Source organism: Chromobacterium sp., from assembly GCF_041912965.1.
GTDB classification, from domain to species: Bacteria; Pseudomonadota; Gammaproteobacteria; order Burkholderiales; family Chromobacteriaceae; genus Chromobacterium; species Chromobacterium aquaticum.
In genome coordinates this window covers 14,034-30,523 of the sequence record NZ_JAYSGF010000040.1, presented here as the reverse complement: position 1 = coordinate 30,523, position 16,490 = coordinate 14,034, and the positions used below count along the sequence as shown (strand labels likewise).

The 16,490-nt window shown below is 64.8% G+C and carries 17 protein-coding genes; 10 read left to right on the top strand and 7 right to left on the bottom strand.

The window, feature by feature from the left end; all coding sequences use genetic code 11:
• The first annotated feature begins 19 nt into the window (after positions 1 to 19).
• Positions 20 to 229 carry a hypothetical protein gene (locus tag ACE3QM_RS18520; protein WP_374423941.1) on the top strand — a complete coding sequence of 70 codons (210 nt, stop codon included), beginning with the start codon at positions 20 to 22 and terminating at the stop codon, positions 227 to 229.
• A 57-nt stretch (positions 230 to 286) separates the two neighbouring features.
• On the opposite strand, the gene phnE is transcribed toward ACE3QM_RS18520, so the two are convergent.
• The 4 genes from phnE to lgt form a co-directional block, all read right to left on the bottom strand.
• Positions 287 to 1,861 (bottom strand): phosphonate ABC transporter, permease protein PhnE, encoded by a 1,575-nt coding sequence (gene phnE / locus ACE3QM_RS18515; RefSeq protein WP_374423939.1) that lies wholly within the window; start codon positions 1,859 to 1,861, stop codon positions 287 to 289.
• Positions 1,855 to 2,652 (bottom strand): phosphonate ABC transporter ATP-binding protein, encoded by a 798-nt coding sequence (locus ACE3QM_RS18510; protein ID WP_374423937.1) that lies wholly within the window; start codon positions 2,650 to 2,652, stop codon positions 1,855 to 1,857. Before ACE3QM_RS18510 ends, phnE begins: the two co-directional genes overlap by 7 nt.
• Complete coding sequence (locus ACE3QM_RS18505; RefSeq protein ID WP_048409871.1) at positions 2,649 to 3,491, bottom strand: putative selenate ABC transporter substrate-binding protein; 843 nt, start codon at positions 3,489 to 3,491, stop codon at positions 2,649 to 2,651. The genes ACE3QM_RS18510 and ACE3QM_RS18505 overlap by 4 nt, the downstream gene beginning before the upstream one ends.
• Before the next feature lie 132 nt (positions 3,492 to 3,623).
• Positions 3,624 to 4,475: a prolipoprotein diacylglyceryl transferase gene (gene lgt / locus ACE3QM_RS18500; protein ID WP_048409870.1), complete on the bottom strand. Its 852-nt coding sequence runs from the start codon at positions 4,473 to 4,475 to the stop codon at positions 3,624 to 3,626.
• A gap of 197 nt (positions 4,476 to 4,672) precedes the next feature.
• On the opposite strand from lgt, the gene ilvD reads away from it, so the two are divergent.
• Both ilvD and ACE3QM_RS18490 read left to right on the top strand, forming a co-directional pair.
• On the top strand, positions 4,673 to 6,529 hold the full coding sequence (ilvD, locus tag ACE3QM_RS18495) for a dihydroxy-acid dehydratase (protein WP_374423934.1): 1,857 nt from the start codon (positions 4,673 to 4,675) through the stop codon (positions 6,527 to 6,529).
• A 733-nt stretch (positions 6,530 to 7,262) separates the two neighbouring features.
• Complete coding sequence (locus tag ACE3QM_RS18490) at positions 7,263 to 8,342, top strand: hypothetical protein (RefSeq protein WP_048409868.1); 1,080 nt, start codon at positions 7,263 to 7,265, stop codon at positions 8,340 to 8,342.
• 219 nt (positions 8,343 to 8,561) lie between these two features.
• On the opposite strand, the gene ACE3QM_RS18485 is transcribed toward ACE3QM_RS18490, so the two are convergent.
• Positions 8,562 to 9,479 (bottom strand): LysR family transcriptional regulator, encoded by a 918-nt coding sequence (locus ACE3QM_RS18485; protein WP_374423931.1) that lies wholly within the window; start codon positions 9,477 to 9,479, stop codon positions 8,562 to 8,564.
• Positions 9,480 to 9,671: 192 nt separating this feature from the next.
• On the opposite strand from ACE3QM_RS18485, the gene ACE3QM_RS18480 reads away from it, so the two are divergent.
• Both ACE3QM_RS18480 and ACE3QM_RS18475 read left to right on the top strand, forming a co-directional pair.
• On the top strand, positions 9,672 to 10,373 hold the full coding sequence (locus ACE3QM_RS18480) for a pirin family protein (RefSeq protein WP_374423929.1): 702 nt from the start codon (positions 9,672 to 9,674) through the stop codon (positions 10,371 to 10,373).
• 4 nt (positions 10,374 to 10,377) lie between these two features.
• Positions 10,378 to 10,557 (top strand): hypothetical protein, encoded by a 180-nt coding sequence (locus tag ACE3QM_RS18475; RefSeq protein WP_374423927.1) that lies wholly within the window; start codon positions 10,378 to 10,380, stop codon positions 10,555 to 10,557.
• Positions 10,558 to 10,581: 24 nt separating this feature from the next.
• Here the strand turns inward: ACE3QM_RS18475 and ACE3QM_RS18470 are convergent, their stop codons facing one another.
• The gene (locus ACE3QM_RS18470) at positions 10,582 to 11,169 is read right to left on the bottom strand and encodes a hypothetical protein (protein ID WP_374423925.1); all 588 of its coding nucleotides are present in this window, start codon (positions 11,167 to 11,169) and stop codon (positions 10,582 to 10,584) included.
• Positions 11,170 to 11,405: 236 nt separating this feature from the next.
• Between ACE3QM_RS18470 and glyA the strand changes: the two genes are divergently transcribed.
• The 5 genes from glyA to ACE3QM_RS18445 all read left to right on the top strand — a co-directional run bounded on the left by glyA (position 11,406) and on the right by ACE3QM_RS18445 (position 15,858).
• Positions 11,406 to 12,653: a serine hydroxymethyltransferase gene (gene glyA, locus ACE3QM_RS18465; protein ID WP_048409864.1), complete on the top strand. Its 1,248-nt coding sequence runs from the start codon at positions 11,406 to 11,408 to the stop codon at positions 12,651 to 12,653.
• A gap of 127 nt (positions 12,654 to 12,780) precedes the next feature.
• Positions 12,781 to 13,239, top strand: coding sequence for a transcriptional regulator NrdR (nrdR, locus tag ACE3QM_RS18460; RefSeq protein ID WP_019100637.1), 459 nt, complete (start codon positions 12,781 to 12,783; stop codon positions 13,237 to 13,239).
• A 59-nt stretch (positions 13,240 to 13,298) separates the two neighbouring features.
• Positions 13,299 to 13,838 carry a GNAT family N-acetyltransferase gene (locus tag ACE3QM_RS18455; protein ID WP_374423922.1) on the top strand — a complete coding sequence of 180 codons (540 nt, stop codon included), beginning with the start codon at positions 13,299 to 13,301 and terminating at the stop codon, positions 13,836 to 13,838.
• 3 nt (positions 13,839 to 13,841) lie between these two features.
• Positions 13,842 to 14,954: a bifunctional diaminohydroxyphosphoribosylaminopyrimidine deaminase/5-amino-6-(5-phosphoribosylamino)uracil reductase RibD gene (gene ribD, locus ACE3QM_RS18450; RefSeq protein WP_374423920.1), complete on the top strand. Its 1,113-nt coding sequence runs from the start codon at positions 13,842 to 13,844 to the stop codon at positions 14,952 to 14,954.
• Between the two features lie 256 nt (positions 14,955 to 15,210).
• On the top strand, positions 15,211 to 15,858 hold the full coding sequence (locus ACE3QM_RS18445; RefSeq protein WP_048409861.1) for a hypothetical protein: 648 nt from the start codon (positions 15,211 to 15,213) through the stop codon (positions 15,856 to 15,858).
• Between the two features lie 38 nt (positions 15,859 to 15,896).
• On the opposite strand, the gene ACE3QM_RS18440 is transcribed toward ACE3QM_RS18445, so the two are convergent.
• Positions 15,897 to 16,331 (bottom strand): hypothetical protein, encoded by a 435-nt coding sequence (locus ACE3QM_RS18440; RefSeq protein WP_048412029.1) that lies wholly within the window; start codon positions 16,329 to 16,331, stop codon positions 15,897 to 15,899.
• Positions 16,332 to 16,490: the final 159 nt, after the last annotated feature.

Below are 16,490 nucleotides of genomic sequence, written 5' to 3'. Positions count from 1 at the left end.
TGAGATGAGGAGAACCGTGATGAGCAAGAGAGCATGGTATGGCGGCGCGGCTTGCGCCTTGCTGGCCGCTGGCGGCGTGGCCTGGTTGGGACTGATGCTGGCGGGCTTTGGCGCGTCCGGCGGCAATGGCGGCACGCCGGAGTGGCCGTTCTTGGTGGCCAAGGCCCTGGGGTTCGCGGGTTTCGCGATGTTTGTGTGTGGATTGGTGGCCTGCAAGGAAGCCAATTAAGAATGGGGTGGGAACGGACGGGGCGGCAAGCGTAGGCTTGCCGCCCCGTTCCTCGTTTCAGCCCATGCGCTGGCGCAGCGCGCGGCTCAGCTGTTCCACGCCCCAGGACAGCGCCACCATCGCCAGGATGATGGCCGCGGCGGCCTGCTGCTGGAACAGCGACAGCGCGAGATACAGCTGCTGGCCCAGGCCGCCGGCGCCGACGATGCCGAGCACGGTGGCGATGCGGATATTGTTTTCCCAGCGGTACAGCGTGTAAGCCAGCCATTGGCTGGTCACCATGGGCAGCGGTCCGTAGCAGAAGGCGGCGACGCGGCCCGCGCCGGCGTTGAGCAGCGCCTGTTCCGCTTGCGGCGGCGCGTTTTCTAGCGTTTCCGCGAACAGGCGGCCCAACACGCCGGCGGTGTGCAGCGCCAGCGCCAGCACCCCGGCGGCCGGCCCCAGGCCCAGCGCCAATACCGCCAGCGCCGCCCACAGCAGATCCGGAATTCCGCGCAGCATATTCAGCAACAGCCGCGTCGCGCGCTTGGCGGTGGCCCCCAGCCGGCCGGCGGCGGGCAGCGCTAGCGGCATGGCCAGCAAGGCCGCCAGCACTGTGCCCAGCGCCGACATCGCCAAGGTTTCCACCACGCCTTGTCCCAGTTGCCGCAAGTTTGGGGCGGAGAGGTCCGGCGGCAGGAATTCCATGGCGAAGCGCGGCAGGCCGCGCCAATCAAAGCCGTTGGCGCGCCAATCCGGCCACAGCCAGCACAGGCTGAACGCGGTCAGCGCGCCGCCGGCCAGCAATAGGCAGGGTCCACCGCCGTCGCGCTCCAGCGCGCGCCGCGACCAGCGGCTGACGCCCTCGCTTAAGCCCACCAGCAACAGGAACACCAATAGCAAGGTGCCGACCTCGCCGCCATTGAGCATTTTAAGGCTGCTATCCAGCAATTGGCCGATGCCGCCGGCGCCGACGAAGCCCATCACCGCCGACGCGCGGATCGCACATTCCCAGCGGTAGACGCTGTAGCTGATCAATTCCGGCAAGGCCTGTGGCCACAGCGCCCAGCACAGCCGTTGCCAGCGGCTGGCGCCGGCAGCCGCCAGCGCCTGGGCCGGCGCGCGTGGCTGGGATTCCAGGATTTCCGCGTAAACCTTGCCCAGCATGCCGCCGTAGGCCAGGCCCAAGGCCAGCACCGCCGGCAGGCTGCCCAGGCCGGCGGCGCGCACGAAGAGCAGCGCCCAGACGATGTCCGGCACGCCGCGCAGCCATACCATCAACCCGCGCAGCAGGCTTTGCGCGGTCAGGACGGTGCGGCGCGGCCGGACCGCGGTGAGTTGGTGATCGTCCAGCGCGCGGCTGGTGGCGAAGGCCAGCGGCGCGCCCAGCAGCATGGCCAGGCACAGACCGGCGCTGGCCACCGCCAGCGTGGTGGCGGTTTCCTTGGCCACTTCTTTCAGAAAGTCGCTGTCGTGGGCCGGCGGCAGAAAGCCGGCGGCGAAGCGAGCCAGGCTGAGCCAGGTGTCGCCATTGAACAAGGTGCTCAGCGTGAACTGGGTCAGCGGCAGCGTCGGCAGCAGCAAGGCCAGCGTCAGCAGCAGCCAGCCCAGCCGCGCGCGGGCGGCCGGGTCGCGCGGCGCGGGCTTCAGCATTGCAAGCCCCTGAGCGCCGCGCTGGGCGCGGCTGGCTCTGCCGCGCTCTCGGGAGTATCGCCGGCGTAGAGTTCGGCCAGCAGAGCGGCGTCGACTTGCTCGCGCGGCAGATCGAAGGCGATGGCGCCGTCGCGCAGGCCGATGATGCGCGGGAAGTGCGCCAGCGCCAGCGGCACCGAGTGCAGGCTGACCAATAGCGTGGCCTGGCGGGCGCGGGCGTCCTCGCACAGCAGGCGTATGCTGTCGTCGGCCAGCCTGGGGTCCAGCGCCGATACCGGCTCGTCGGCCAGCAACAGTTCCGGCCGTTGGTACAGCGCGCGGGCGATGCCGACACGCTGACGCTGGCCGCCGGACAACTCATCGCAGCGCTGCCATAGCTTGCCGGCCAGGCCCAGCCGTTCCAGCTCGGCGGCGACGCCGGCGGCGTCGTCCGGCCACAGCAGGCGGCGCAAGGCCGCCAGTTCGCCGCTCTGGCCCAGCCGGCCGGCGGCCACCGCGTGGATCACGCGCTGACGCGGCGGCAGCGGCGGCGCTTGGTAGACGCTGCCGATGCGCGCTCGCAAGGCGCGCAAGGCGCGGCGCGGCAAGCGCCAGGGATCGTCGCCCAGCAGCCGCGCCGTGCCGCTATCCGGGCGCAGGCCAGTGTTGGCCAGCAAGAGCAGGGTGCTCTTGCCGGCGCCGGACGGACCGATCAGGGCCGCCTGCTCGCCGGCGGCAAGCTGCAGATCGATGTCGCGCAGAATGGCGGCGCCGCCCAGCTTCAGGCCGACGCCGCGAAGCTCCAGGCTCACTTCAGCAGCCCGGCGGCCGTGGCGGCGGCTTCTATGCCCTTATAGTTGTCCGGCTTGGTGGGAATGAAGCGGCTGGCGCGCTGCAGATCCAGCACGGCTTTCTGTTCCGGGTTCTTGGCGTCCAGCTTGAGGAAGGCTTGGCGGATCTTGTCCTGCAAGCCCTTGTCCATGCTGCCGCGCACCGTCCAGTTGTAGTCGTAGTAGGCCGGGGTGGTGGCGATCACGCGCACCTTGGCGCTATCCACCTTCTTGCTTTCCACCAGCTTCTGCCACACCGAGCTGTTCAGCACGCCGGCTTCCACCTTGCCGGCGGCGACCCAGGCCACGGTGGCGTCGTGGGCGCCGGAATAGGCGACGTTCTTGAAGAAGCTTTCCGGCTTGATGCCGTCCTTCTGCATGAAGTAGCGCGGCATCAGGTGGCCGGAGGTGGAGGAGGCGGAGCCGAAGGCGAAGCTGTCGCCCTTCAGCTCCTTCAGGCTCTTGGCCGGACCGCTGGTGATGAAGGTGGAGGTGAACTTGCTGTCCTCCTCGCGCTGCACCAGCGGCACCACCTTGCCGCGCTGGCTGGCCTGCACATAGGTGAAGCCGCCCAGCCAGGCCATGTCCAGCTTGTCCGAGGTCAGCGCGGTGACCACGCCGGCATAGTCCGACACCGGCACGAACTGCACCTTGATGCCCAGCTCTTTTTCCAGATACTGGCCCAGCGGCGCGAACTTGCGCTGCAGCTCGGTGGGGGATTCGTCGGGGATGGCGGAGACCTTGAGCACGGTCTGGGCGGCGTTGGCCAGGGTGGCGGCGGCCAGCAGCGCGCCGGCCAGCGTCAGTTTGATGGCGGTCATGGCAGTGTTTTCCTCTATTGCGGACGAAAAGCCGCAAGGGCTAGGGATTCAAAAAGGCCAGTCATTAAGACTGGCCTTGAAGCGGCGGACTAAAAACCGCCGTGTATGGCAAGCATTCTAGCCTAGCCCGGCTCAGGCCGCCTTGCGCTTGCCGAACAGGTAGAACAGCGCCAGGCCGATCACGATCATCGGCAGGCTCAGCCACTGGCCCATGCTGATCACGTCGGACTGGCCGAAGATGCCGGCGTCCGGAGTGCGGAAGTATTCGCTGCCGAAGCGCGCCAGGCCGTAGCCGATCAGGAACAGCGCCGACACCTGGCCGCGCGCGCGCGCCTTGGCGCTGAAGCACCACAGCAGCGCAAACAGCGCCAGGCCTTCCAGCGCGAACTCGTACAGCTGCGACGGATGGCGCGGCAGGCCGCCGTAGTTGAGCAGGGTCACCATCAGGTCGGACGATTGCTGCGCCTGGATCAGATCATCCATCTTTGCCTGCGGAAACAGCATCGCCCACGGCAGCTTGGGATCGGCCACCCGGCCCCACAGCTCGCCGTTGATGAAGTTGCCGATGCGGCCGGCGGCCAGGCCCAGCGGCACCAGCGGCGCGATGAAGTCGGTGACTTCCCAGAAGCTGCGGCCGTGCTTGCGCGCGAACAGCGCCACGCCGAGCAGCACGCCGATGAAGCCGCCGTGGAAGGACATGCCGCCTTTCCACACCATCAGAATCTCCAGCGGATGGCTGAAATAATAGCCGGGCTGGTAGAACAGCACCTCGCCCAGGCGGCCGCCCAGCACCACGCCGACGGCGCCGTACATCAACAGATCGTCCAGCAGCTTGGAAGTGAGGAAAGCGTGGCCGCGCTTGATGCGGTAATTGCCCAGGATCAGGAAGCTGGCGAAGCCCAGCAAGTACATCAGGCCGTACCAATGAATGGCCAGCGGGCCCAGCTGGATGGCCACGGGGTCGAACTGCGGATGAATGATCATTTGTCAGCCGTGTGCGTTTGCGGTAAAAGAATGTGGACGGATTATATGGGAAAGCGTTCCCACGCGTCGCGCGGCCCACCCGCCGCCCGGCGCATTTTTGCCTTGAGCTCCCCGGCACCCGGAGCCAGGCGGCCCGGCCTTAAAGCAGGCCAGGCCTGGAGCGCCTTTCCGCCCATGTAGAGATTAAGGAATCAGCAATGCCCCAATACCGCTCCCGCACTTCCACCGCCGGCCGCAATATGGCGGGTGCCCGCGCTCTATGGCGCGCCACCGGCATGAAGGACGATGACTTCGGCAAGCCCATCATCGCCATCGCCAACAGCTTCACCCAGTTCGTGCCCGGCCATGTGCACCTGCACAATATGGGCCAACTGGTGGCGCGGGAAATCGAACGCGCCGGCGGCGTGGCCAAGGAATTCAACACCATCGCCATCGACGACGGCATCGCCATGGGCCACGGCGGCATGCTCTACAGCCTGCCCAGCCGCGACCTGATCGCCGACAGCGTGGAATACATGGTCAACGCCCACTGCGCCGACGCGCTGGTGTGCATCTCCAACTGCGACAAGATCACCCCCGGCATGCTGATGGCGGCGATGCGCCTGAACATCCCGGTGGTGTTCGTCTCCGGCGGCCCGATGGAAGCCGGCAAGGTGCAGTGGGGCAACGATATCCGCAAACTGGACCTGGTGGACGCGATGGTGGAGGCCGCCAATAGCGCGGTGTCCAACGAGGACGTCGAGCGCGTGGAGCGTTCCGCCTGTCCCACCTGCGGCTCCTGCTCCGGCATGTTCACCGCCAACTCCATGAACTGCCTGACCGAGGCGCTGGGCCTGTCCCTGCCCGGCAACGGCAGCCTGGTGGCCACGCACGCGGACCGCAAGGAATTGTTCCTGCGCGCCGGCCGCCTGATCGTGGACATCACCAAGCGCCATTACGAACAGGACGACGCCAGCCTGCTGCCGCGCGCCATCGCCACCAAGGCCGCGTTCGAGAACGCGATGAGCCTGGACGTGGCCATGGGCGGCTCCACCAATACCGTGCTGCATCTGCTGGCGGCGGCGCAGGAAGCCGGCGTGGACTTCAAGATGGCGGACATCGACCGCATCTCGCGTTCGGTGCCGTGTCTGGCCAAGGTGGCGCCGGCCACCCAGAAATACCATATGGAAGACGTGCATCGCGCCGGCGGCGTGGTGGCCATCCTGGCCGAGCTGGACCGCGCCGGCCTGATCCGTCGCGAGGTGCCCACCGTGCACAGCGCCACGCTGGGCGAGGCGCTGGAAGCCTGGGACATCTGCCGCCACGGCGAAGACAGCGAAGCGCGGCGCTTCTACCGCGCGGCGCCGGGCGGCGTGCCTACCACCATCGCCTTCTCGCAGTCCATGCGTTACCCGACGGTGGACGACGACCGCGCCGAGGGCTGCATCCGCGACCGCGAGCATGCTTACTCCCAGGATGGCGGCCTGGCGGTGTTGGCCGGCAATATCGCCGAGCGCGGCTGCATCGTCAAAACCGCCGGCGTCGACGACTCCATCCTCAAGTTCAATGGCCGCGCCCGCATCTTTGAAAGCCAGGACGTGGCGGTGGAGGCCATCCTGGCCGACCGCATCGTGGCCGGCGACGTGGTGGTGATCCGCTATGAAGGCCCCAAGGGCGGCCCCGGCATGCAGGAAATGCTGTACCCCACCAGCTATCTGAAATCCAAGGGCCTGGGCAAGGACTGCGCCTTGCTGACCGATGGCCGCTTCTCCGGCGGCACTTCCGGCCTGTCCATCGGCCATGTGTCGCCGGAAGCGGCCGAGGGCGGCGCCATCGGCCTGGTTGAAGAGGGCGACCGCATCGAGATCGACATCCCGGGCCGCTCCATCCGCCTGGCGATCAGCGATGAAGCGCTGGCGGCGCGGCGCGCGGCGATGGAAGGCAAGGGCCGCGACGCGTGGAAACCGCTGGGCCGCGACCGCGTGGTCAGCCCGGCCTTGCGCGCCTACGCGGCGATGACCACCAGCGCCGACACTGGCGCGGTGCGCGATGTGACGCAAGTAGAACACCGTTGATATTTGTCATATTTCCGTAACTCGTTTACGGATAGCATGTGGGCCGTACGGTTTTTTACCGTGCGGCCCATTGTTTTTTGCGTGGCAGCAACCATCTGCTCCTCATCGGCGCTGCGCCGCCGCCAGCCTTCCCCAGTCGCCCGTTCACGGTGACGTCTTTGTCTTGTTCATTTGTTTTCGAATCCAACAGTTCTTCCTTGTCCGTTTTCCTAAATTTTCACAAACGAAATCCGTTCTAATGCTGTTAGTCATATGTTTCGTTCGTTTAAATCTAAATGGCATGAATTGGGCTTGCGGCGCGGACGGGACGAGGCGGGCTGGAGATAGGGATAAAGGAGCGCGCGGGGAGCGTGAAACGGTGGCGGCAGGCAAGTTTCCTTGCTACACGAATTTTAATAATTTGATTGATTAACAGAAGCTTAGCGTTTGCTTAGCATGGGGCTTCGCCGAAAAAAGGCAAAAAAAATGCGCGGTACCGTTAGGTCCGCGCCAAGTCTACAAAGGAGAAATAGAGGAGAAACTATCAAGAAGCAATTGCTGCATCTCAACGAGAACGAATTATCCAGATTGCGGTATCGAGTGTCAACATGTTGTTTTTCGCAAATGTGTGAAATTATATTTTTCTGTCGCTGATCTGGTACATCGCTACTGGAATCGCCACTGTCGCGGCGCACCATGGGGGCCGCAGCTGTGCCAAAATAGCGGTTTTCCGATTGCCGCAGGATTCCCCTTCATGGACGCCGTACGCCATACCCTCCCTGATCCGCGCCAGTACCACCCGCAAGTGGCGCTGACCAATATGCTGATCCACAACGCCCAGTCGGCGTTGAACGCCAAGACCGAGTCCGACCGGGAAATGTGGTTCTCCGCAGTGCGCGACGCGATGGCCGAGATGTTGGCGCGCGGCGAACTGCTGTCCATCTCGGTGGCGCTGGCCATGGTGCCGTCTCAGCAATGCTATCAACTGGTGTGGGATGCGCTGCGCGACGCGGCGGAAAACACTGGCGGCGGTCGCGCCATCGTCTTCGCGATGCCGCTGGTGCTGGTGGCCGGCAGCAAGAACCAGACCACGCTGCCGGGCGAGATCGCCGATGTGGCCGGCCTGAACCAATTGCTGCGCGAGCATGGCGTGTTCGCCGCCGATGCCGATGTCGCGCTGGGCGGCGCGCTGCTGCATCCTGACAGCGTGGTGGGGTTGGACTCCGCTCAGCTCTATAAGCTGAACCGCGATCCGGCCCATGCGCGCGCGCTGCTGCCGCAGCAGCCGGCGCCGGTCACGGTGAAGGAAGAGGGCGTGTTCCTGCGCTATCTGCTGGGCGTGGCGATCCAGCCGGAAGGCGCCGAGCCGCCGCTGCGCCTCGGTGGCGCGGTGGGCGCTTGGGGCATGCCGCTGATGAAGTTCCTGGGCGAGCAATTGAAGGCCGACGGCGTGACGCTGTTCCCCATCGCCCGCCCGCCGATGCCGGCGATGCAGGCGATGGTGGCCGGCAACTACGCTCGCTTCGAGGTGGCGATGCAGGTGTTCGCCAGCAGCCAGATCCGCAGACTGCGCGAACTGAACCAGGAGCCGGTGGCCATCCTGTCCGCCCACGACAATGGCGAACTGCACATCACCCTGTCCGCCGCGGGCGACGAGCGCAATTGGGAAGCCTTCGTCTGGCCGCTGGCGGCGCTGGACAATGTGCAGTTGATCGAGGAAAGCTTCCGCGAACTGATGGCGGAATGCCATGTGCGCGAAGTGCATGTGCTGGCGGAGCTGCATCCGGACAGCAAGGACGGCGTGCCGCTGTTCTTCACCGCTGACGATTTGTAAGAGCCTGTTCAAAGTCTCGCGAGCAAGGGCGAGACAAGGCGAAAACGAGCGAAAAAGCGGAATGTACAAGTGGTACATGAGCATTTTGAGCTCGTACTCACCGTGCTACGCCTCACGAAGCGCAGCAGACTTTGAACAGGTTCTAAGCCTCGTCCCGCCTTGTCCGGTGATTACGCCCCGCCTTGAGCGGGGCTTTGTCATTGCGCTTATCGTTAGCGGCTAGCCGCAATCCGCCCATGGCGCGACGGCCAGCCGCGCCGCCAGGTAGTCGATCAAGGCCTGTACCCGCGCCGGCCGGCTGCGGCCCGGCGGCGTCAGGATGTAGAGCGCGATCGGGTCCACCTGCCAATCCATCATCACGGTTTCCAGTTCGCCGGCCTGCACATCCTGCCAGGCCAGGAATTCCGGCTGAAGCGCCAGGCCCAGGCCGGCGCGCAGCGCCGGCGTCAGCGCCTCGGCGTTGTTGACCCGCAGCGTCGAAGGCATTTCCAGCGCGAATTCGCCTTGCTCCGCGTGGCGGAAGCGCCAGAACTCGCCGCCGGGCGCGTTGCTGTACAACAGCGCGCGATGCGCGGACAGCTCGCGGGGATGGCTGGGCCGGCCGTGGCGCGCGAAATACGCCGGCAAGCCCACCAACAGAATGCGCACCGAGCACAGGCGGCGGGCCAGCAGGCTGGAATCGGCCAGCGAGGCGATGCGCAGCGCCAGGTCCAGGCGCTTGGCCACCAGGTCCACTTGCTCATCGCTGAAATGGAAATCCAGCTCCACTTCCGGGTGCCGCGCCATGAACTCCGGCAGCAGCGGCGCCAGGTGGGACAGCCCGAAGGACATCGGCGCGGTCACTCGCACCGGCCCGCGCAAGCTGGAGGATTGCTCGGTGATGTCGGCTTCCACTGCCTCGCCTTCCGCCAGGATGCGGCTGGCCCGCTCCAGCGCGGCGTGGCCGGCCTCGGTCAAGGACAGCCGCCGCGAGCTGCGGTGCAACAGCATGGTTTTCATCCGGGCTTCCAGGCGGGAAATCGCCTTGGACACCGTGGCCTGGGATAGCGTCAGTTCCGCGGCGGCGCGCGCGAAGGAGCCGCATTCCGCCACCTTGGCGAAAATCGCCCAGGCTTCCAGATCGGGCAGTCGTTTCATAAATAGGCAGGGATTGGATAGATTGATTCCAATTTTAGCGTTCAAAAATCAGTATGGCGCATTGATTGCATCAAAAATGGAAAGCATGCTATTCGATCCCGCTGCTTATCAGCATCAGGCCCGCTGCGTATAGTGGTTGCATCAGACGCGTCGCCGCGCAGGCGGCGCCTCGCCACAATACGGGAGGACAGCATGATAGAACATCGCGCTTTCGCCAGCCTGGGCGGAGCCCACCATGGCTGGTTGGATGCCAAGCATCATTTCTCCTTTGCCGAGTACCACGACCCGGCGCGCATGCACTGGGGCGCGCTGCGGGTGTGGAACGACGACGCCATCGCGCCGGGCACCGGCTTTCCGCCGCATCCGCACGCGGACATGGAAATCATCACCTATGTCCGCGAAGGCGCGATCAGCCACCGCGACAATCTGGGCAACCAGGGCCGCACCGAGGCCGGCGACGTGCAAGTGATGAGCGCCGGCCGCGGCATCGTGCATTCCGAATACAATCTGGAAGCCGTCGACACCCGCATCTTCCAGATCTGGATCATGCCGGAGCGGCGCGGAGGCGAGCCGTCCTGGGGCAGCAAACCGTTTCCCAAGGAGGATCGCTCCGGCGCCTTCGTCGCTCTGGCCAGCGGCATGGACGGCGACGATCAGGCCTTGCCGATCCGTGCCGACGCCCGCGTGTTGGGCGCCGCCCTCAAGGCCGGCGAAAGCGTCGATTACCGGTTGGGCGCACAGCGTTGCGCTTATCTGGTGCTGGCCCGTGGCCGGGTGGAAGTCAACGGCGTGGCGCTGCAAGCCCGCGACGGCGCGGCGATCAAAGATGAAGCGTTGTTGCGCATCGTCGCCAGCGAGGACGCCGAACTGATTCTGGTGGACAGCCGGGAGTGAGGAGATGAAAGACAAAGCGCCGGGTATCCGGCGCTTTTTTCAAACCACGCGCAGTTTGCGCGTTGGCGGTTTCTTCGATGATGGTGGGTTGGATTCCACCTTGACCACAGTTCCTTTGGAACAAGCCTCACCGAGATCATGGCTTAGCTTAGCCAAGCTGTGGGCGGTGGTCTGGGATACATAGACCCGCTTCTTGGCATTGGGTGATTTAACGCTGTTTTTCATAGCCGATATACCCCGTATCCTCAAGTCCCACGCTGTGGATGGCGCTAAAGCCCAGTTCTCGGATGAGCAGCTGATTACAGTGACAAATCCTATCATAGAACCTGCCAAGCCCTGGAGCCGGCTTGTAAAAGTACTGCCTTGTTTCAGCTATAAGCCGACTATGGTAGACAACAATTTCAAGTAAATGTTGCCCAAAACTGAAAATCTGGCGGGGGTTGTCCAGGCGCCATGAGTCCGGCTCGTAGATATGGTCGCGGTTGATAGCATCGGCTCGCATGAACTTTACCAACCGGCTTGTGCGCATATCGGGTTCAAAGTCATGCGCCCAAGTCCGGATAAAGTTACGTACCTCCTGCTCATCGTCTCCAGGCACTTCTCCCGCCAGGCTGGCAAAATACATTAGGTAGCGATAGGCGCCAAAAACAAATGGCACGACTTCGAAGAAGCCATCGGCATGATGGGCTAAGGCGACACGGTAGATATTCCCCACCCACGCGGAGCGCTGATCCGGCGTGGGCGCACCTGCGAACCACTCCGTCGGCATGGCTTGGTTTTGATCCAGCCAAAACATTCATCTTTCTCCACTGAGACGAACCATTGGAAGAGGGTGCTTGGCATTGTTGCTTTATCCAATGCTGGGCTGCAAATCGCTGTGGCTTTGTCTCCTTGCCGGTGGGGTGTGGGGTCGATGGAAGTGGCGCGCGGGCGCTTGTCGTCGCCTCTCGCAATTGCTTCACGTTAAGGATTTCGCTTCGGCATTTCGTGTAGAATGCCCGCATCGTTAACCCTTTGATGGATGAGTCAAAGATGTTCGCTGCTGACCAGACGATTGCCAAATTCGACCCCGAACTCGCTGCTGCGATTGCAGCCGAGTGCCAACGCCAGGAAGATCACATCGAGTTGATCGCCTCGGAAAACTACACCAGCCCCGCGGTGATGGAAGCCCAGGGCTCCCAGCTGACCAATAAGTATGCCGAAGGCTACCCGGGCAAGCGCTTCTACGGCGGTTGCGAACACGTGGACGTGGTGGAACAGCTCGCCATCGACCGCGTCAAGCAGCTGTTCGGCGCGGAATACGCCAACGTGCAGCCGCACTCCGGCAGCCAGGCCAACCAGGCGGTGTACTTCTCCATCCTGAAGCCGGGCGACACCGTGATGGGCATGAACCTGGGCCACGGCGGTCACCTGACCCACGGCTCCCCGGCCAACCTGTCCGGCAAGATGTTCAACATCGTCGCCTACGGTCTGAACGACAAGGAAGAAATCGACTACGACGACATGGAACGCGTAGCGATGGAAACCAAGCCCAAGCTGATCATCGGCGGCGCCTCCGCTTACGCGCTGCGCTTCGATTTCGAGCGCATGGGTCAGATCGCCAAGAAATGCGGCGCTTACTTCATGGTGGACATGGCGCATTACGCCGGTCTGATCGCCGCCGGCGTTTACCCGAACCCGGTGCCGTTCGCCGACTTCGTGACCTCGACCACCCACAAGACCCTGCGCGGTCCGCGCGGCGGCATCATCCTGGCCAAGGCCGAGTTCGAGAAGAGCATCAACAGCAATGTGTTCCCGACGCTGCAAGGCGGCCCGTTGGAGCACGTGATCGCCGCCAAGGCCGTCGCCTTCAAGGAAGCGCTGCTGCCCGAGTTCAAGGTGTATCAGGAACAAGTGCTGAAGAACGCCGCCATCATGGCCAAGACCCTGGGCGAGCGCGGCGTGCGCATCGTGTCCGGTCGCACCGAGAGCCATGTGTTCCTGGTGGACCTGCGCGCCAAGGGCCTGACCGGCAAGGCCGCCGACGCGTTGCTGGGCCGCGCCCACATCACCGTGAACAAGAACGCGATTCCGAACGACCCGGAAACCCCGTTCGTGACCTCCGGCATCCGCATCGGCTCCCCGGCCATCACCACCCGCGGCTTCAAGGAAGCCGAAGCCATCCAGGTGGCCAATCTGGTGGCGGACGTGCTGGACAATCCGAACGACGACGCGCTGATCGCCCGCGTGGCCGAGCAAGCCACCGCGCTGTGCCATCGTTTCCCGGTGTACGCCAAATAAGCCAAGCTGGTTTGGGCCGCTGAAAGACGCCCCGCGGGGCGTCTTTTTCATGGGCGGGCGATAGCGGCATTAACTTGACTGCGCATTGCTGATAACATCCATACATTGGAACCCTTAGGATTAAGTCATGAAATGCGCGTTCTGCGGCAATGCCGATACTCAGGTAATCGACTCCCGCGTCAGTGAGGACGGCAGCAGCATCCGGCGGCGGCGGCGCTGCCCGGTGTGCGAGAAGCGTTTCACGACCTTTGAAACCGCCGATGTGCGCATGCCGCAGGTGGTGAAAACCGCCGGCCATCGTTCGGAATTCGACATCGAGAAAGTGCGCACCAGCTTCCTGCGCGCGCTGCACAAGCGTCCGGTGCCCACCGCGCTGGTGGACGAAGCGATAGACCGCATCTGTCACAAACTGCTGCAACTGGGCGAGCGCGAAGTCTCCAGCCGCGAGATCGGCGAGATGGTGATGAATGAACTGGCGCGCCTGGACAAGGTGGCTTATGTGCGTTTCGCCTCGGTGTACCGCAGTTTTCAGGATGTGTCCGAGTTCTCCGACGCCATCAAGGAAATCCAGAAGTCCTCGCATTGACCGCCCGGCGGATGGCTGGAGTAGACTGTTCTATTCTTTTGTCATCACGGGTGCCCCGCATGCCTGAACCCCTGCCTTCCGATGTCACGCTGCGCGCGCCGGAGTTGTCCGACGCTCCGGCGCTGTTCGCGCTGATAGCCTCCAACCGCGACGCCTTGCGGCCGTGGATGCCGTGGGAGCCTTTGACCCGCTCCGAGGCCGACTCCCGCGCCTTTCTGGAATCCGCCGCCGTCAGCCGTCAGATCGGCAAAGCCTATACTTGGCTGGTGTTGCGCGGCGGCGAGCTGGCCGGCGTTTGCGATCTGCACTCCGTCGACACCTTGAACTGTCACGCCTTCGTCGGCTATTGGCTGGACCGCCGCCAGGTGGGGCAGGGCGTGATGCAGGCGGCGCTGACGCAAATGCTGACCGAGGCTTTCGGCCCGCTGGGCCTGCACCGGGTGGCGATAGACGCGGCGGCGGACAATCATCGCAGCTACGCGGTGGCGGAACGGCTGGGTTTCCGCTACGAAGGCGTGCTGCGCGAGTATTTGTTGTTGCAGGGCCGCTATTGCGACGCCAGGCAGTACAGTCTGCTGGCCCATGAATGGAAGTGTTGAATCATGAATGACTCCGCCGACGATCATTACTACATGCAAAGAGCGCTGCGCCTGGCCGCCGCGGCCACCCGCCGTGCCGCGCCCAACCCCGGCGTGGGCTGCGTGCTGGTGCGCGACGGCGAGGTGATCGGCGAGGGCGCCACCCTGGAAGTGGGCGGCGATCACGCGGAAATCCAGGCGATCAAGGACTGCCTGGCGCGCGGCCTGTCCCCGCGCGGCGCCACCGCCTATGTGACGCTGGAGCCGTGCAGCCACCACGGCCGCACCCCGCCGTGCGCGCGGCGCCTGATCGAGGAGGGCGTGGCCCGCGTGGCCGCGGCGATGGTGGACCCCTACCACGAAGTGGCCGGCCGCGGCCTGGCCATATTGCGCGCCGCCGGCATCGCCGCCGACGCCGGACTGATGGAAGCCGAGGCGCGGCAAGTGCATCGCGGCTTTCTGTCGCGCGTCGAGCGCGGCCGTCCCTGGGTCACGCTCAAGGCCGCCGCCACGCTGGACGGCAAGACCGCCTTGCTCAACGGCAGCAGTCAATGGATCACCGGCCCGGAGGCGCGGCGCGATGTGCACTGCCTGCGTGCTGAGCACTGCGCGGTGCTCACCGGCAGCGGCACCGTGCTGGCCGACGATCCGCAACTGACGGTGCGCGAAGTCCCCTGCGAGCGCCAGCCGCTGCGGGTGGTGCTGGACAGCGATCTGCGCACGCGGCCGGAACAGCGCATCTACCAGGGCGGCGCCACCTTGCTGGCCACCTGCGATCACCAGGCCGCGCTGCTGCAACCCTACCGCGCCGGTACGGAGATTCTGACCCTGCCGCGACAGGCCGACGGCCATGCCGATCTGCCGGCGCTGTTGGCGGCGCTGGCGCAGCGCGGCGTCAATATGCTGATGGTGGAAGCCGGCGCCGGCCTCAACGGCGCGCTGCTGCGCGCCGGGCTGGTGGATGAGATCGTGCTCTACCTGGCGCCGTCGCTGGCCGGCGATGCCGCGCGCGGCCTGTTCGCCTGGCCGCCGCTGGAGGACCTGGCGGATAAACAGCGGCTGAGCATACGCGACGCGCGCATGGTGGGCGCGGATTTGCGCCTGAGCCTGACGCCGGCCCCCCTCTCGCCGCGTTGAGAACGGCCACCCCCTGATACGGCATTGCGCCGACTGGCCGTATTCAAGCACGGCCCGCGTCGGCGCGCCTTGTCTCCGCCGTGAAACAGATTTTCTTGGCCGCTCTTGGGAAAACGCCAGCGCCGCTGTGAATCCGTCTGGAGTCTGCAACATTTCTGTCCGAAAATAAGAACAGTCCGCCCGCTGTGCCGAAGAGCGCGAGCGGCGAGGGGGAAGGCAGGACCGGAACGACATTCGGGAGGGCTGGGGAAAGGGCATGAGCGATTTGAAGGCGGCGCTGGAGGCTTATATGCGATTGCTGGCGCGTCAGGGCGCGCCGGCTCAGGTCGTGGACGAGAGGCGTCGCATTCTGGAACTGCTGCTGCCCTGGCTGGACGGCGTCGAGCGCAGCGCGGAAGGCTTCCGCGGCCCTTGCGAGCGCCTGCTGCAGGCTTGCTCGCCGGACGAACAGGTGCTGGCGCTGACCTGTACCCGCGAGTTCTATTACTTCTGGCTGGGCGATACCAAGAAAGTGGTGGAGATCACCGCGCGCAGCGGCTTTTCGGTGCGCAATGTGCGGGTGTGGCTGGAGACCGACTGGGAAAGCCTGTTGACGCGGATGGAGCGCGATGGCTTTTCTCGCTTCCCGCCGTCGCTGGGCCTCTACCTGGGCAAGCTGTTCGAGGACGGCATGTCCGAGCCGGACATCCATCTGCGCGAGCGTCTGCTCAAATCCCTGCTGTATTTATTGGACGGCCAGCCGATTCAGGGCGACAGCTTCCGCATGATGGTGGACGCGGTGTTATTGCATCTGCGCGAGGCGGAACTGAAAAATACCTTTCTGCTGCTGGTGCGCGAGTACTTCTATTACTGGCACCAATTCCCGCAAGCCGAGGCGCGCAACGCCGGCCAGCCGGCGGCTTGAGGCGGGAAGGCGAGCCTTCCCGCTTGCTGCGAACCGTCTTAGCTATTGCGCGACGGCACCTTGCCTTCCAACTCCGACTTCTGCGTTTGCGCTTGCTGCAAGGCGTGCACGCTGTCCACATGGGCGTACACATCGCAGCGCAGCGCGCCCAATGCCATCAATTGCTCGGCGTAGCTGAAAAAGCCCACCCAATAACCGCGGGCGTGGCCAGGGTCCTTGAAATCCATATCGTGGGCGATCTTGCCGAGCAGGCCCTGGTTCAGCCTATGCGGCTGGTCCTTGAAGAACTGGGCCAGGTGGGCGGCGCATTCGCGGCCATAGGCGCAGGCATCGACATAGTCGTCGGCCGGCGGCATCTGCCAGTGATGCGGCTGGCCGCGTTGCGGCAGATAACGGACGAAGGGCAGTTGGGTCGCCTGGTTTTCGTGGGGCTTGAGTCGGTAGAAACGGCGAGGGGGCAGGGTTTGGGACATGATGGTCTCCTTGGAAGAGCATGAAAGTTCCCGGGTCCCGGTTCCACGCGGGACTGGCGGGAGCAAGACTGCAAGGTTGGAACACCGGCTTCCAAGGTAACCGGCACGGCAGGGCCGTCCCTACAGTCCGCTCCCGCCTTTTGGGCGCACGCAGACTGC

Excerpts from the sequence above, each read along its gene's own strand:
- ACE3QM_RS18520 (WP_374423941.1), top strand. The coding sequence starts at position 20 with ATGAGCAAGAGAGCATGGTATGGCGGCGCGGCTTGCGCCTTGCTGGCC.
- phnE (WP_374423939.1), bottom strand. The coding sequence starts at position 1,861 with ATGCTGAAGCCCGCGCCGCGCGACCCGGCCGCCCGCGCGCGGCTGGGC.
- ACE3QM_RS18505 (WP_048409871.1), bottom strand. The coding sequence starts at position 3,491 with ATGACCGCCATCAAACTGACGCTGGCCGGCGCGCTGCTGGCCGCCGCC.
- lgt (WP_048409870.1), bottom strand. The coding sequence starts at position 4,475 with ATGATCATTCATCCGCAGTTCGACCCCGTGGCCATCCAGCTGGGCCCG.
- ilvD (WP_374423934.1), top strand. The coding sequence starts at position 4,673 with ATGCCCCAATACCGCTCCCGCACTTCCACCGCCGGCCGCAATATGGCG.
- ACE3QM_RS18490 (WP_048409868.1), top strand. The coding sequence starts at position 7,263 with ATGGACGCCGTACGCCATACCCTCCCTGATCCGCGCCAGTACCACCCG.
- ACE3QM_RS18485 (WP_374423931.1), bottom strand. The coding sequence starts at position 9,479 with ATGAAACGACTGCCCGATCTGGAAGCCTGGGCGATTTTCGCCAAGGTG.
- ACE3QM_RS18480 (WP_374423929.1), top strand. The coding sequence starts at position 9,672 with ATGATAGAACATCGCGCTTTCGCCAGCCTGGGCGGAGCCCACCATGGC.
- ACE3QM_RS18475 (WP_374423927.1), top strand. The coding sequence starts at position 10,378 with ATGAAAGACAAAGCGCCGGGTATCCGGCGCTTTTTTCAAACCACGCGC.
- ACE3QM_RS18470 (WP_374423925.1), bottom strand. The coding sequence starts at position 11,169 with ATGTTTTGGCTGGATCAAAACCAAGCCATGCCGACGGAGTGGTTCGCA.
- glyA (WP_048409864.1), top strand. The coding sequence starts at position 11,406 with ATGTTCGCTGCTGACCAGACGATTGCCAAATTCGACCCCGAACTCGCT.
- nrdR (WP_019100637.1), top strand. The coding sequence starts at position 12,781 with ATGAAATGCGCGTTCTGCGGCAATGCCGATACTCAGGTAATCGACTCC.
- ACE3QM_RS18455 (WP_374423922.1), top strand. The coding sequence starts at position 13,299 with ATGCCTGAACCCCTGCCTTCCGATGTCACGCTGCGCGCGCCGGAGTTG.
- ribD (WP_374423920.1), top strand. The coding sequence starts at position 13,842 with ATGAATGACTCCGCCGACGATCATTACTACATGCAAAGAGCGCTGCGC.
- ACE3QM_RS18445 (WP_048409861.1), top strand. The coding sequence starts at position 15,211 with ATGAGCGATTTGAAGGCGGCGCTGGAGGCTTATATGCGATTGCTGGCG.
- ACE3QM_RS18440 (WP_048412029.1), bottom strand. The coding sequence starts at position 16,331 with ATGTCCCAAACCCTGCCCCCTCGCCGTTTCTACCGACTCAAGCCCCAC.